At 69.4% G+C, this 14,406-nt stretch carries 13 protein-coding genes; 5 read left to right on the top strand and 8 right to left on the bottom strand.

The genetic code is table 11. The annotated features are described in order from the left end of the window. Positions 1-154 precede the first annotated feature (154 nt). From KDW55_RS04390 to KDW55_RS04400, 3 genes are all read left to right on the top strand, one after another. Positions 155-1,027 (top strand): LysR family transcriptional regulator, encoded by an 873-nt coding sequence (locus KDW55_RS04390; protein WP_212160109.1) that lies wholly within the window; start codon positions 155-157, stop codon positions 1,025-1,027. Positions 1,028-1,272: 245 nt separating this feature from the next. Continuing rightward, complete coding sequence (locus KDW55_RS04395; RefSeq protein WP_069243048.1) at positions 1,273-1,512, top strand: hypothetical protein; 240 nt, start codon at positions 1,273-1,275, stop codon at positions 1,510-1,512. A gap of 268 nt (positions 1,513-1,780) precedes the next feature. Further along, a complete protein-coding gene (locus KDW55_RS04400; RefSeq protein ID WP_209825489.1) occupies positions 1,781-3,409 on the top strand; it encodes a trypsin-like peptidase domain-containing protein in 1,629 nt (542 codons plus the stop codon). 278 nt (positions 3,410-3,687) lie between these two features. Here KDW55_RS04400 and KDW55_RS04405 read toward each other — a convergent pair whose 3' ends face one another. The 8 genes from KDW55_RS04405 to cobA form a co-directional block, all read right to left on the bottom strand. Then, complete coding sequence (locus tag KDW55_RS04405) at positions 3,688-4,386, bottom strand: fumarylacetoacetate hydrolase family protein (protein ID WP_212197877.1); 699 nt, start codon at positions 4,384-4,386, stop codon at positions 3,688-3,690. A 129-nt stretch (positions 4,387-4,515) separates the two neighbouring features. Beyond that, positions 4,516-5,457 carry a helix-turn-helix transcriptional regulator gene (locus KDW55_RS04410; protein WP_040139982.1) on the bottom strand — a complete coding sequence of 314 codons (942 nt, stop codon included), beginning with the start codon at positions 5,455-5,457 and terminating at the stop codon, positions 4,516-4,518. 146 nt (positions 5,458-5,603) lie between these two features. After that, a complete protein-coding gene (locus KDW55_RS04415; protein ID WP_212197878.1) occupies positions 5,604-6,395 on the bottom strand; it encodes a YkgJ family cysteine cluster protein in 792 nt (263 codons plus the stop codon). A gap of 30 nt (positions 6,396-6,425) precedes the next feature. Further along, positions 6,426-7,025: a uracil-DNA glycosylase family protein gene (locus KDW55_RS04420; protein ID WP_040139978.1), complete on the bottom strand. Its 600-nt coding sequence runs from the start codon at positions 7,023-7,025 to the stop codon at positions 6,426-6,428. Positions 7,026-7,167: 142 nt separating this feature from the next. Next, positions 7,168-8,211: a CmpA/NrtA family ABC transporter substrate-binding protein gene (locus KDW55_RS04425; RefSeq protein WP_212197879.1), complete on the bottom strand. Its 1,044-nt coding sequence runs from the start codon at positions 8,209-8,211 to the stop codon at positions 7,168-7,170. Positions 8,212-8,216: 5 nt separating this feature from the next. After that, on the bottom strand, positions 8,217-8,810 hold the full coding sequence (locus tag KDW55_RS04430; protein WP_040139974.1) for an ANTAR domain-containing protein: 594 nt from the start codon (positions 8,808-8,810) through the stop codon (positions 8,217-8,219). After that, positions 8,807-9,028, bottom strand: a complete 222-nt coding sequence (locus KDW55_RS04435) for a hypothetical protein (RefSeq protein ID WP_212197880.1) — start codon at positions 9,026-9,028, stop codon at positions 8,807-8,809. Before KDW55_RS04435 ends, KDW55_RS04430 begins: the two co-directional genes overlap by 4 nt. A gap of 11 nt (positions 9,029-9,039) precedes the next feature. Further along, on the bottom strand, positions 9,040-9,801 hold the full coding sequence (gene cobA / locus KDW55_RS04440) for a uroporphyrinogen-III C-methyltransferase (protein WP_059547460.1): 762 nt from the start codon (positions 9,799-9,801) through the stop codon (positions 9,040-9,042). 675 nt (positions 9,802-10,476) lie between these two features. Here cobA and KDW55_RS04445 point away from each other — a divergent pair. Together KDW55_RS04445 and nirB are read left to right on the top strand one after the other, a co-directional pair. Beyond that, complete coding sequence (locus KDW55_RS04445) at positions 10,477-11,802, top strand: MFS transporter (protein ID WP_212197881.1); 1,326 nt, start codon at positions 10,477-10,479, stop codon at positions 11,800-11,802. A gap of 21 nt (positions 11,803-11,823) precedes the next feature. Beyond that, the gene (nirB, locus tag KDW55_RS04450; RefSeq protein ID WP_209822669.1) at positions 11,824-14,385 is read left to right on the top strand and encodes a nitrite reductase large subunit NirB; all 2,562 of its coding nucleotides are present in this window, start codon (positions 11,824-11,826) and stop codon (positions 14,383-14,385) included. The last annotated feature ends 21 nt before the right edge of the window (positions 14,386-14,406 follow it).

The raw sequence follows: 14,406 nt of genomic DNA on the forward strand, positions 1-14,406 counted from the left end.
CATGCACCCGTTGGGCAGGAGAATGTCCAAATTCTTGCGCACGCTCAAACATATGTCCAATATATGAAAAGAACCGTGGCGATATGTTTTGCCACTGGCCTGCGGCGGGCGCCGCAGCCATCCATCCCGCATCAAAGAGAGATCCCTGTCGCGCATGGAACTCCGGCATCTCCGATACTTTCTGGCCGTTGCCGCCACATTGAACTTCACGAAAGCCGCGGAAACGCTCGGCATCGGGCAGCCGCCATTGAGCCAGCAGATCAAGGCGCTGGAGAACGAACTCGGCGTGGAACTGTTCAAGCGAACCGCCCGCGGCGCCGAGCTGACGGTGGCGGGCCAGGTGTTCGCTGACGAGGCGCGACGCGTGCTCGACGACGCGCAACGTGCGGCGCGAGCCGCGATGCGGGCCGCGCGCGGCGAAATCGGCCAGCTCCGCGTCGGCTTTACGGGCACGGCGGCTTTCAATTCGAAGGTCGCCGATCTGATCCGCCGGTTTCGCGAAGCGTTTCCCGATACGGAACTGACGTTGCAGGAGGCGACTTCCGGTGTGCTGCTCGAGGCGCTGGAGTCCGGGCGTCTCGATGTCGCGATCGTGCGCCCGGAGCGCCGGATCGCCGATACGCTCGTGGCGGCCGACTGGGACGAAGAGCCGATGTTCGTCGCGGTGCCTATCGCGCATCCGCTCGCGCAGCGACGGCGGATCGACCTCGCCGCGCTCGCCGACGAGGCGTTCGTGCAGGTGCCGCGCGAAGCGGGGAGCGCGTTGTTCGACGATATCGTCGCGGCGTGCAATGCCGCCGGCTTCGAGCCGCGGATGGCGCAGCCCGCGCCGCAGATCGCGTCGGCGGTGATGCTGGTCGCAGCCGGGCTCGGCGTGTCGATCGTGCCGAAGGCGATCACGCAGGTGCAGGTCGCGGGCGTCGCGTATCGGCCGGTTGCCGGCGACGGACTGCGCGCGAAGCTCGCGATCGCGTCGCGGCGCGACGATCCGTCGGCGGTGGTGCGCAATTTCCTGTTGTTGGCGTAGTCCTGCGCATGCGGTGTCCGCGGAAGTCGCGCGGGTCGTGGTCGCATTGCGTTGCCGATGACGGCGTCACGGTTGCCGGCGGCAAACGCGACTTGCTCGACATACCGGCCGATGCAAGCAAGTCGAAAAGTACGCGGCAACGTTCGATTTACCGACAGGACCTCCAAAAGTGCGCGCTTATAAGTGAATTACGCCCGCCGTACCCGCGCATACTGAGTTCATTACTCAATGATCGGAGACGCACGATGGGCTCTTTGAGCATGTGCAGGGTCGTCGGCACGCGAACGGTCCAGATATTTTTGCCGGGAGGCGCGGATACGGCCAAGATCTACATCGTCGACGACGAATGCGGGTCCCGCCAGCCCCGGTCGGTGAACGTGCGCGCATATCTGGATTCCGGGATGACGGAAGAAGAAGTCGTGCGCCACGTGCTGAACGTCGTCTCGGCGTCGCTCGAGCAGGTCGTGCAACTGAATGCACATTGATTTGAACAAGCGTGAGGTTTGCGCGCAGCGGGCATGAACATCGGCACCTGAATCCGCCGTGCAGTGGATGTTCGGATTGACGAACCGCGTACTTTGTCCGAAAGGCGCATGGTCGCGGTTCGGCCGCCGCGTGGTTGTGCCGCGTCCGGGTTTCGGTTCGTATTTTCCCCACGCGGCGTGGTCTATAAATGGAGAGGTGTACCAGTGCTTGTCGGGCGTCCGCGCGTGTTGCGCCGGTTGACGCGTCGACTGCCCAGGGAGGTGCGCCGTGGTTCGCCAGACGCTTGCTCGCGCCGTGCTTCGCACCGCGCTGATCGGGGGCGTGTTTGCGGTCTTTTGGTCGGCGCCGCCGCCTGCCGTTGCCGCGACCGCCGCAACCGCCGCGCCATCCGCCGCATCGCCGGTCGCCAAGGAGCGGCCGGTCGCGCCACGTTACTCGATGCCGGTCGACTTCCCGGCGATCGTCGAGCGCTACGGCCCGGCGGTCGTGACCATCATGACCGCCGCGCCCGATCAGCAGGCCGGCGGCCCGTCCTTCGCAATTCTCGATCCCGACGATCCGCTCGCCGCATTCTTCCGGCGCGGCGCGCCGCTGCCGACGATGCAGAGCTCGCCGGCGCCGGCGCCCGATACGTCGCCGCGCGCGATCGCGGGCAGCGGCTCAGGCTTCATCGTCAGCGCGGACGGGCTGATCCTCACATCCGCGCACGTCGTCGCCGATGCAACCGACGTGACCGTGCGGCTGGCCGATCGTCGTGATTTGAAGGCGACCGTGCTGGCCGTCGATCCGCAGAGCGACGTCGCCGTGCTGCACGTCGATGCGACGAGGCTGCCGGTCGTGCGCATCGGCGATTCGTCGCGCGTGCGCGCCGGCGAACCGGTGATGACGCTCGGCGCGCCGGACGGGTCGGGCAACACGGTCACGGCCGGTATCGTCAGCGCGACCGCCCATGCGTTGCCGGACGGCAGCGCGTTTCCGTTCTTCCAGACCGACATCGCGGTCAATCCCGACAACTCCGGCGGCCCGGTGTTCAATCGCGCGGGCGACGTGATCGGCATCGCGATGCAGGTCTACACCGGCGCCGAACGCTACGCGAGCACGACGTTCGCGATTCCGATCGCGCTCGCGATGAAGGTGCGTGCGCAGGCGCAGGCGCAGATGCGGGCCAATGCGCAGGCGCAGCGCGCGTCGTCAGGCAACGTATTGGGCGTCGACGTGCAGGATGTCGGCGCGGGGCTGGCCGCAGCGTTCGGCCTGCGGCGCCCGGCCGGCGCGCTCGTCAACGGCGTCGACCCCGGCTCGCCCGCCGCCGCGGCCGGCGTGAAAGCCGGCGACGTGATCGTGAAGTTCGGTGACAGGCCGATCGGCCGGTCGGCCGAGCTGAATGATCTGGCCGCCGCGCTGCCGGCCGGCGCGAAGGCGCCGCTGCGGCTGATCCGCAATCGCACGCCGATGGTGCTGACCGTCACCGGGGCCGGAACCGGCGATGCAACCGGCGACGCAATCGACAACGCAGCCGTCGCGGGCGCTGCGGGCGGCATCGGTAGCGTCGACGGCGTTGGCGCGGCCGGCGCGGTCGGCAACGCTGCTGCCGCCGGCGTCGCGATGGCCGCCACGCGACCGGTCGACACCGGCGACCGGCTCGGGCTGACGATGCACGCGCTGAGCGACACCGAACGACGCTCGACGGGCCTGGCGGTCGGGATGATGGTCGATGCGGTGCACGGGCCGGCCGCGAAGGCAGGTATCCGGCCGGGCGACGTCGTTCTCGAGCTCAACGACACGCTGCTCGAAACGCCGGACGACGTGCCGATGCTCGAAGCGAAAGGCGGTGTGATCGCGGTGCTGATCCAGCGCGACAACGCGCGCAAGTTCGTGTCGGTGCGGGCGCGGTAGTGCGACGACGGGGCGCTGCCGATTGTTCGCGCAATCAGCTCGTGCGCGGCAAGCCGTGATGATGTTGCCGACGCTCGTCCGGTTGGCAGCCACGTGCGGGCGAGGTTCGATGCGCGCGAGCATGACGCTCGATCGACCGGTTCGGAAGCACAGCCGCGGTACACGCGCGCAGCGTTCGGCGTGGCAACCGGCGGGGGGCAGCTGCAACCGGCGCCAATCGACACGACGCGACGCGGCCGCCGAATGAACGTCCCGCCGCGCGTGCGTGCACAACCGCCTTACGGCTTGGCCCCCACCACGAACTCGAACGCGGCCACGCCATCGACGCCGCCCGTCACGCGATCGCCCGGTTGCAGCGCGCCGACACCGGCCGGCGTGCCGGTGAAGATCAGGTCGCCTGCCTTCAGCTCGACCGAGCGCGACACATACGCGATCACGTCGGGCACCGGCCAGATCATGTCGGCGAGATCGCCTTGCTGGCGCGTGTCGCCGTTGACGGCCAGCCAGATCCGGCCGCTCGCCGGACGACCGGTCGCGCTGGCGGCGCGCAGCGCGGTCACGGGGCCCGACGCGTCGAAACCTTTCGCCCAGTCCCACGGGCGGCTCAGCTTCTTTGCTTCCGCCTGCAAGTCGCGGCGCGTAAGATCGACGCCGACGCCGTAACCCCACACGTGCGTCAGCGCGTCGGCCGGATCGATCGACCGGCCGTCCTTGCCGATCGCGACGACGAGCTCGATTTCATGATGGAGATCGCCGGTCAGCGGCGGGTACGGGACGGTGCCGGCGGCCGGCACGATCGCATCGGCCGGCTTCATGAAGAAGAACGGCGGTTCGCGGTCGGGATCGGCGCCCATTTCGCGCGCGTGGTCGGCGTAGTTGCGGCCGACGCAGAATACGCGGCGCACCGGAAAGCGCGCGGACGACTGCTCGACTTCAATGGAAGGACGCTCGGCGGCGTCGATCACGTATGCGGACATCGGATGGCCTCGTTCGACAAGTGGACGGATGCCGGCGCCCGCGCAACGCGCCGCGGGCCGGCATGGATGGAACGATATCCGACGCGCGTGCGCAGGAATGCGACGAAACTGCGTTTTAACGGGACAAAACTACGCGTCGTCGACGGCCGGCGTTTCCGGCGGCGCCGGCAGCGCGGCGTTGGCGTCCCGGTACGCCTTCGGCGACACGCCGACCCGCGCGCGGAAGCGTCGCGCGAAATACCCTTCGTCGCGAAAGCCGACGGAGCGCGCGATGTCCGCGATGCGCCGGCTCGTATGCGCGAGCAGCGACTGCGCGAGCGCGATGCGGCGCTCGGTCACGAGATCGGTGAAGGTGCTGCCGGTTTCCTTGCGCACCAAGTGCGCAAGGTAGTTCGGCGACAGGAACGCGGCCTCCGCGGTTGCCGCGAGCGTCAGATCCTCGCGGGTCAGGTTCGCACGCACGTGGCGCAGCACGCGCGCGAGCGCGTCGCGCCTGCCCGCGCGCTGGGCGCCGCGCTGCGCGAGCTTGTCGAGCGCACCGGCGTATTGCGTGCAGACGAGCCCGATCAACTGCAACAGGTAGCCGCGCAGCAGCGTGGTAGAGCCGAACGTGCGCACGCGGTCGGCGTCGAGCATGCACAGCGCGAGGCGGCGCGCCTCGTCGAACGCATCGCCGGTCAGGATGAAGTCGAGATGCTCCTGGAAGCGGAACGGCGTCAGCTCGGGAAAGCGGTGAGCGGGCACATCCTCGAGATCGAGCGGATCGACGTCGAGATCGGCGCGCAGGAACGCCTGGCTGAAGTTGATCACGATGAAGTGCGCGCCCGCAGGATGCGGAATCAGATGCTCGCGATGCGGCAGCACGAACGCGAGCGCGCCGCGCGGAAACGGCCGCGTGACGCCGCCGATGCGCTGCTCGGTGTCGCCGCCGAGGTTGAACTGGATCTGGAAATACGCGTGCCGGTGCGGCTCGGTGATCGCCTGGCGCGACGCCTGGTCGCGAATGTAGAAGTCGAGCCGGTCGCTGCGTTCGGGCATCCCGTACAGGCGCGGCGGGGCGGTGGAGGGCATGAAGGATTCTGCTGGTCGTGACGCGGTTGAGCCGCGATGGTACAGCGAACCGCGCGTGGCCGGAATCCGCCCCGCAATGCGCGGATGCCGGCCGCGGCGGCCAGCGATCCGCGCCGTCAGTGCGCGCAGGGCGGCCGACCGGGCAATCAGGCGGCCGGATGGAAACCCAGATAGCGGCCGCGCGCGCCGGCTTCGTCGGACGCGAGCCGGCTTGCCGCGCCGACCGATCGCAGCGTGTCGGCGGTCACGGTGCGATTCGTCAGCAGCGTCCACCCTGTCGGCGCGGGCTCGGGCTCGGCGGCCGCCGCCGCGTCACTGCCCGCGCCAAGCGCGTGCAGCGCGGCCAGCAGCGCGTCGGCCGGCGGCGCGTGAATCGCGAAGCCTTCGTTCGCAACGGCCGCCGTATCGATTCCGAGCGCCGCGGCAAGTCGTGCGCGCAATGGCGTTTCGGCCTCGCTCGCGGCTCTTGCGCGCGCGACGTTCTCGCGTGTAAGCGCATCGACGATCGTGCCGCCTCGCATCAGCGGCGCATGCTGCCACGCGCCGGACGGGCACGCCTTGCCGTCCGGCGTCAACGGCACGAACGGATTGACTTCGGCCGGATAGATCCGGCACACCAGCGGCCGTTCGTCGTAGATCCCGCAGCGCAGGTCGCCGAGCAGGTTCGGGCATGGCCCCGCATGCGACGCGGTGATGACGACGGTGACGCGTATCGGCAGCGTGCCGCTGACCGCCGGCGACGAACGCGCGCGCTTGTACGCGGCGAATGCATCGTCCGGCGCGGGCTCGACAGGCCATGGCATCGCGTCGCACAGCAGTTCGACGCGGCCGCCGCGCTGCACCCATGCCGTGGCCTCGGTCACCGTGAGCGGAATACGCAGGTCATGGCAGCATCGGCCGCAGCCGGTGCAGGCGAAATCGATGTCGTTTCGGGTCATTCGCGTGGGGAGTGCGCGCGATCGCGCTCGTCAGCGTGCGACCAGCGGCGCGACGCGCCGGCGCAGTTCGGGCACGACCTCGGCATCGAACCACGGATGATGTTTGAACCATGCCTGGTTGCGCGGAGACGGATGCGGCAGCGGCAGCACGCCGGGGCCGTAGTCGCGCCACGCGCCGACCGTGTCGGTCAGCGTGGCCTTGCGCGAGTCGCGCAGGAAGTACCGTTGCGCGTACTGGCCGATCAGCAGCGTGAGCCGGAGCGACGGCAGTTCGGCGAGCAGCCGCGCGTTCCACCGCGGTGCGCATTCGGGGCGCGGCGGGTTGTCGCCGCCCGCGCCGCGGCCCGGGTAGCAAAACCCCATCGGCACGATCGCGAAGCGCGTATCGTCGTAGAACGTGTCGGCGTCGACGCCGAGCCAGTCGCGCAGCCGCTTGCCGCTCGCATCGTCCCACGGGATGCCGCTCGCGTGGACGCGGGCGCCGGGCGCTTGGCCGACGATCAGGATGCGTGCGTCGCGATGCGCGCGCACGACAGGGCGCGGACCGAGTGGCAGGTCGGCTTCGCATGCGCGGCAAGCGCGGATTTCGGTGAGCAGCACGTCGAGTGGCGTGCGCGGTGGTTTCGGCATCGAATCTGATCGGGAACGGAGTGGCCGCACGACACGCAATGGCGTCGATGCGGCGCGGCGCGCCGGTGCGGGCCGCGGCGTGTCGGTGCCGCCCGCCGCGCCGGACGGGTGCTGCGTTGCGGGACCGGCCCGAGGGGCGGGATCACATGGCCGCAGCGCCGCCTTCGGCGACCGCAGCATCATACAACGCCGTTTGCGCGATTGCCGCGGCGATCGCCGCGTCGTCATGCGCGGCGTCGAGCATGCCCCAGCGCCGGTATTGCGACAGGAACCACATGCCGTCGCGCGGATCGGGCCGGTTCACGGCGCCGCCATCGTGGAACCGGATCGGCAGCGGCGGCTGCACGAACGGCCCCGCGCCGTAGTCGCCGAGCAGGCGCGGCGCGATCAGCCGCGCCGGTACGCCGAGCGCATCCGGCGACGCGAGCCAGCCGGCGGCTTCACGGCGATGGGCGTCGTCGTCGAGCCATGCGCATGCATCGACGAGCGTGCGGATCAATGCGCGCGCGGTGGCCGGATAGAGCGCGACGAATTCGCGTCGCGCGGCGAGCACCTTCTCCGGATGATCGGGCCAGATCTCGCTCGTGACGGCGACGGTCCGGCCAGCGCCGCACGCGTCGGCGACCGCGTGCCACGGCTCGCCCGCACAGAAGCCGTCGAGTTCGCCGCTCGCGAGCGCCGCAACCATCTCCGGCGGCGGGATCACGACGCTGCGCACGTCGCGCAGCGGATCGATGCCGTGCGATGCGAGCCAGTAGTTGAGCCACATTGCATGCGTGCCGGTCGGAAAGGTCTGCGCGAGCAGCGGTTTGCGGCCGAGCGTCGCGAACGCCGCGCGTGCGTCGCCGCTCGCGCGATAGGCGTCGGCTAGCCCGCGCGCGAACGTGATCGCCTGGCCGTTGCGGTTGAGGACCATCAGCGCGGCCATGTCGGTCTGCGGGCCGCCGATGCCGAGCTGCAATCCGCATACGAGCCCGTACAGCGCGTGCGCGGCGTCGAGCTCGCCGGTCAGCAGCTTGTCGCGCACGGCGGCCCAGGACGGCTGGCGGCTCAACGCGAGCGTCAGGCCGTGGCGCGCGCCGAGGTTCAGCCGCTGCGCGACGATCAGCGGGGCCGCGTCGCTCAGCGCGACGAACCCGAGGCGAAGATGCGCGCGTTCCGGCGCGGCGGGAAATGAAGTATTCATGGCGGTCAATGAGGTGACGCGTCGACCAGTTGCCGCGCGACGTCGACGATGCGCAGCCCCTGGTCCATTGCGCGCTTGCGCAGCAGCGCATACGCATCGTGTTCGGACAGCCTGCGCCGATCCATCAGCAGGCGCTTCGCGCGATCGATCAGCTTGCGTTCGGCGAGTTCGCGCTCGACGTCGGCGAGGCGGCGGCGCAATGCATCGTCGTGCGAGAAGCGCGCGAGCGCGACTTCGAGGATCGGCGCGAGACGCTCGGCCGACAGCCCTTCGACGAGATACGCGCTCACGCCCGCGCCGACGGCCGCGTGAATCAGCGCCTGGTCCGCATCGTGGCTGAACATCAGCACGGGGCGCGGCGCGGTCGCGTGCATCACGGCCAGTTGCTCGAGCGTGTCGCGCGACGGCGAATCGGTATCGATGATCACGACGTCGGGACGCTGCTCCTCGACGGCGGCGGGCAGGCGCGCGGGCGTCGCGACGTCGTTCAGCATTTCGTAGCCGAGGCGCGCGAGCGCATCGCCGAGCTCGCCGATCGGCTTGTCGGTATCCGTGACGAGCAGCACGCGCAGGCGTGCGGACGGGGCGGACGAACTCATGACGCGAACGCGGACGGACGGGCTTCGGGGCAGCGGGTGAGCGACGCGAGCACGGCGCGGCCGGATGTCGGCGCACGCCGGGGAGCGCGTCCGGCTTGCTGGTAGCCCGAGCGAGCGCCGCTGCGGCGAACGGTGCGGGCGTGCGGCGGGTACGGCACGGCGTCGCGCATGACGTGCTGCATCGCGTTCGGCATGACCTTCGGCATGACGTTCTGCATGACGTTTGGCATTACGCGGCCCGCGACAGCATCGCGAGCGCGGCAGCATCGGTCTGCTGCACGGACGCTTCGCCGATCGCCGCGCCGACGAGCATCACGGCCGGGCTGCCGAGTCCGGCCGCGGCGACACCGTGCGCGAGACCGCCGAGCGTGCCGGTCCAGCGGCGCTCGCGCGGCGTGCCGGCCCATTGCACGGCGGCGGCGGGTGTCGCGGCGGGCAGCGCGGCGAGCAGGCCGGCCGCGATGTTGTCGACGCGGCTCATGCCCATGTAGATCGCGAGCGTGGTGCCGGTCGCGGCAAGCGCCGCCCAGTCCGGCTCGCCGTGATCCTGGCGGTGCGCGGTGACGAACGTCACGCCCTGGCAGTGCTCGCGGTGCGTGAGCGAGATGCCGAGGCTCGCGGCAGCCGCGAAGCCCGACGAGATGCCGTTGACGATGTCGACCGGAATCGCGGCGGCGCGCAGCGTCGCAAGTTCTTCGCCGGCGCGGCCGAACAGCAGTGCGTCGCCGCCTTTCACGCGCACGACGTGCGCGCCGCGCAGCGCGTAGCGGCGCATCAGCTTCTCGATGAACGCCTGGGGCGTGGAGCGGCAGCCGCCGCGCTTGCCGACGCGGATCACGCGTGCGTGCGGTGCGAGTTCGACGATGCCGGGCGCGACGAGATCGTCGAGCAGCAACACGTCGGCTGCTGCCAGCGCCTTCGCGGCTTTCAGCGTCAGGAGATCGGGGTCGCCGGGCCCGGCGCCCAGCAGCGTGACTTTGCCTGTCGTCATGTCGTGTTCCAGTGCCGCCTGCATGGGGCGGTCGATTGCGTGTCGCTGCGCGGCGGCGGGCGGTCGCGGGGGACCACGGCATCCGGCCGTGCATGCACGGGAGGACGTCGTTGTCCTGATTGCGGATTGGCTGCGCCCACCTGCGACGGCGGGCCTGCATCTGCGGGGACTGCCCACCGGCGCCGTTGCCGGTGTGTGCACCGAATTCAGCAATATCCGGGCCAACTCGGCCGACCGGCGAGCGCGCGGCCTGCGGCGTGACGCGCCGGCGCGGCGGCGTCGGCCGTCGACACGCATGCAGCGGTGGCGCCGCCGCGCACGCAATGCCGCATCGCTGTGCATCGGGTCCCGTGAGCGCGCACCGCGAAGTCGCACGCCGGTAGTGCTGCAGCGCACCACATCTGTGCCTCGATGCATCGCGACGGATAGCGCGCGACGCAGCACTGCGGCGCGCCCGATGCGCGGTGCGCCTTGTACGGCGCGGCTCGCGGCGCGATGGACGCCGACATGGCACGTCGCTTGCGTTAGGTCGTTCGGGCGGGTCAATGGCGATCCGTCCGCAGTACCGAATACCGACGCGCCCGGCAACGGGCTTCATGGGCAACGGCGTCCTACGCATCGGGTCTCTCGACGAGACCGGGTGCGCAGGACGCCGTTTTTCGTTTGGCGGATGACATGACCGACAAAGCAACCCGTATCGATCTCTTCAGCTTCCGCACCGCGCCGATGCGCGCGTTCCACATGACGTGGATGGCATTCTTCGTGTGCTTCTTCGCGTGGTTCGCGTGCGCGCCGCTGATGCCGCTGATTTCACGCGAATTCCATCTCACCGCCGCGCAGGTCGCGAACATCAACATCGCCGCGGTGGCCGCGACGATCGCGGTGCGGCTGCTGGTCGGCCCGATGTGCGACCGCTTCGGCCCGCGCCGCGTGTATGCGGGCCTGCTCCTGATGGGCGCGATCCCCGTGTTCGCGGTGTCGTTCACGCACGACTACCTGTCGTTCCTGATCTGCCGCCTCGGCATCGGCGCGATCGGCGCGGGCTTCGTGATCACGCAGTACCACACGTCGGTGATGTTCGCGCCGAACGTGGTCGGCACCGCGAACGCGACGACGGCCGGCTGGGGCAATGCGGGCGCGGGCGCGACGCAGGCGATGATGCCGCTGCTCGTTGCCGCCGGCGTGATGCTCGGCTTCGGCGACGACGCGTCGTGGCGTGTCGCGCTGATCGTGCCGGGAATCGCGATGCTGGCGATGGCCTGGGCGTACTGGCGCTTCACGCAGGATTGCCCGCAAGGCGATTTCGTCGCGCTGCGCAAGCAGGGCGTGACGGTCGACAGCGGCAAGAAGGGCGGCTGGGGGAGCTTCTTCACCGCATGCGGCAACTATCGCGTGTGGATGCTGTTCGTCACATACGGCGCATGCTTCGGCGTCGAAGTGTTCATCCACAACATTGCCGCGCTGTACTACGTCGATCACTTCAAGCTGTCGCTGAAGGATGCCGGTTTCGCGGTCGGGCTGTTCGGCCTGCTCGCGCTGTTCGCGCGCGCGCTCGGCGGCTGGCTGTCCGACCGCGTCGCCGCGCGCCTCAGCCTCGACGTGCGCGCGATGCTGCTGTGCGCGCTGATCGTCGGCGAAGGGCTCGGACTCATCTGGTTCTCGCATGCACAGGGGATCGGCATGGCGCTCGTCGCGATGCTCACGTTCGGCCTGTTCACGCACATGGCGTGCGGCGCGACCTACGCACTCGTGCCTTTCATCGATCGCAACGCGCTCGGCGGCGTCGCGGGGATCGTCGGCGCGGGCGGTAACGTCGGCGCGGTAGCCGCGTCCTTCCTGCTGAAGGGCATGGGCGACGTGCAGTACACGCTGAGCATGCTCGGCCTGATCGTCACAGCGACCGCGCTGTGCGCGATGGCCGTGCGCTTCAGCGAAGAACACAAGGCACGCGAGGCCGCGCTGCGCGATCGCGCGCTGGCTGCCGCCAACGCCGCGAACTGATCGACCGAGGGAGACGTCACCATGAAACTCATCGTCATCGGCCACGGGATGGTCGGCCACAAGCTCCTCGAATGCGTGGCGACGCATGCAGGCGCGGCCGACCCGCTGCAGGTCACCGTGCTCGGCGAAGAGCCGCGCCCGGCATACGACCGCGTACATCTGTCCGAATTCTTCGCGGGCAAGTCGGCGGAAGATCTGTCGCTCGTCGAGCCGGGCTTCTTCGACACGCATCCGCAGTTCGATCTGCGCCTGAACACGCGCGTCGCATCGATCGATCGCGCCGCGCACACCGTCACGCTCGCATCCGGCGAAACGCTTGCCTACGACAAGCTGGTGCTCGCGACCGGCTCGCGCCCGTTCGTGCCGCCGGTGCCGGGCCACGACCGCACGGGCTGCTTCGTGTACCGGACCATCGAGGATCTCGAAGCGATGCAGGCCGCAGGCGCGCAGGCGAAGCGCGGCGTGGTGATCGGCGGCGGGCTGCTGGGCCTCGAGTGCGCGAAAGCGCTGCGCGACATGGGGCTCGATACGCACGTGGTGGAATTCGCGCCGCGGCTGATGGCCGTGCAGGTCGACGACGGCGGCGGCCGGATGCTGCGCGCGAAGATCGAGGCGCTCGGCGTGACCGTGCACACAGGCAAGAACACGCTCGAGATCGTCGACGGCGAAGACGGCGCGCACCGGATGGCGTTCGCGGACGGGTCGCATCTGGACGCCGACATGATCGTGTTCTCGGCGGGCATCCGCGCGCGCGACGAACTGGCCCGCGCGTGCGGGCTCGACATCGGCCCGCGCGGCGGCGTCGCGATCGACGACGCATGCCGTACGAGCGACGCGGACATCTACGCGATCGGCGAATGCGCGGCATGGAACGGGATGGTGTATGGCCTCGTCGCGCCGGGCTACGACATGGCGCGTGTGGTCGCGAAGCACCTCGCGGGCGACGCCGGCGCCGTGTTCGCCGGCGCCGACATGAGCACCAAGCTGAAGCTGATGGGCGTCGACGTCGCGAGCATCGGCGACGCGCACGGCGCGACGGCCGGCAGCCGCACGTACCAGTACGCGGACGAGCGCCGCCAGGTCTACAAGAAGCTGGTGGTGTCGGACTGCGGCAAGTTCCTGCATGGTGCGGTAATGGTCGGCGACGCCTCCGAATACGGGACGCTGCTGCAGATGATGCTGAACCGCATCGAGCTGCCCGAGCAGCCCGAATTCCTGATTTTGCCGTCGTCGGACGGCGCGGCGAAGCCTGCGCTCGGCGTCGACGCGCTGCCGGAAGGCGCACAAATCTGCTCGTGCAACAACGTGTCGAAGTCGCAGATCTGCACGGCGGTGGCTGACGGCGCGACGAGCCTCGGCGCGCTGAAGTCGTGCACGGGTGCGGGCACGTCGTGCGGTGGCTGCGTGCCGCTCGTCACGCAGATCATGAAGGCCGAGATGAAGAAGCAGGGCCTGGCCGTCAACAACCATCTGTGCGAGCACTTCGCGCATTCGCGGCAGGAGCTGTTCCATCTGATCCGCGTCGAGCGGATCACGACGTTCGACGACCTGCTGCGCAAGCACGGCCGCGGCCTCGGCTGCGACGTGTGCAAGCCGGCCGTCGCCGGCATCCTCGCATCGTGCTTCAACGAATTCGTGCTGAAGAAGGAGCATGCGGGGCTGCAGGATTCGAACGACTACTACCTCGCGAACATCCAGCGCGACGGCACGTATTCGGTCGTGCCGCGGATGCCGGGCGGCGAAGTGACGCCGGAAGGATTGATCGCAGTCGGCCAGGTCGCGAAGAAGTACGGGCTCTACACGAAGATCACCGGCGGCCAGCGCGTCGACCTGTTCGGCGCGCGCGTCGAGCAACTGCCGTCGATCTGGGAAGAGCTGATCGCGGCCGGCTTCGAATCGGGCCACGCATACGGCAAGGCGGTGCGCACCGTGAAGTCGTGCGTCGGCTCGACGTGGTGCCGCTACGGCGTCGACGATTCGGTCGGCCTCGCGATCGACATCGAACACCGCTACAAGGGGCTGCGCGCGCCGCACAAGATCAAGTTCGGCGTGTCGGGCTGCACGCGCGAGTGCGCGGAAGCCCAGGGCAAGGACGTCGGCATCATCGCGACCGAGAAGGGCTGGAACCTGTACGTGTGCGGCAACGGCGGGATGAAGCCGCGCCACGCGGAACTGATCGCGTCCGACCTCGATCGCGACACGCTGATCCGCTACATCGACCGCTTCCTGATGTTCTACGTGCGCACGGCCGACCGGCTGCAGCGCACGAGCGTGTGGCGCGACAACCTCGAAGGCGGGCTCGACTACCTGATCGACGTCGTCGTGCACGACAAGCTCGGGATCGCGGCCGAACTCGAAGCCGACATGCAGCATGTGGTCGACACGTACGAATGCGAATGGAAGAAGGCCGTCACCGATCCGGACACGCGCAAGCGCTTCCGCCACTTCGTGAACAGCGACGCGCCCGACACGACCATCGCGTTCGTCGAGACCCGCGGGCAGATTCGTCCCGCGACGCCCGACGAGCGCGTGCGCGGCAAGCCTGTCGCGATTCCGGTCGTCGCCGAACCCGCAACCGTTTGATCCCGACCGATACGAGCAACT

The sequence above is a fragment of the Burkholderia sp. AU19243 genome (assembly GCF_018148075.1).
Classification (GTDB): Bacteria; Pseudomonadota; Gammaproteobacteria; order Burkholderiales; family Burkholderiaceae; genus Burkholderia; species Burkholderia latens_A.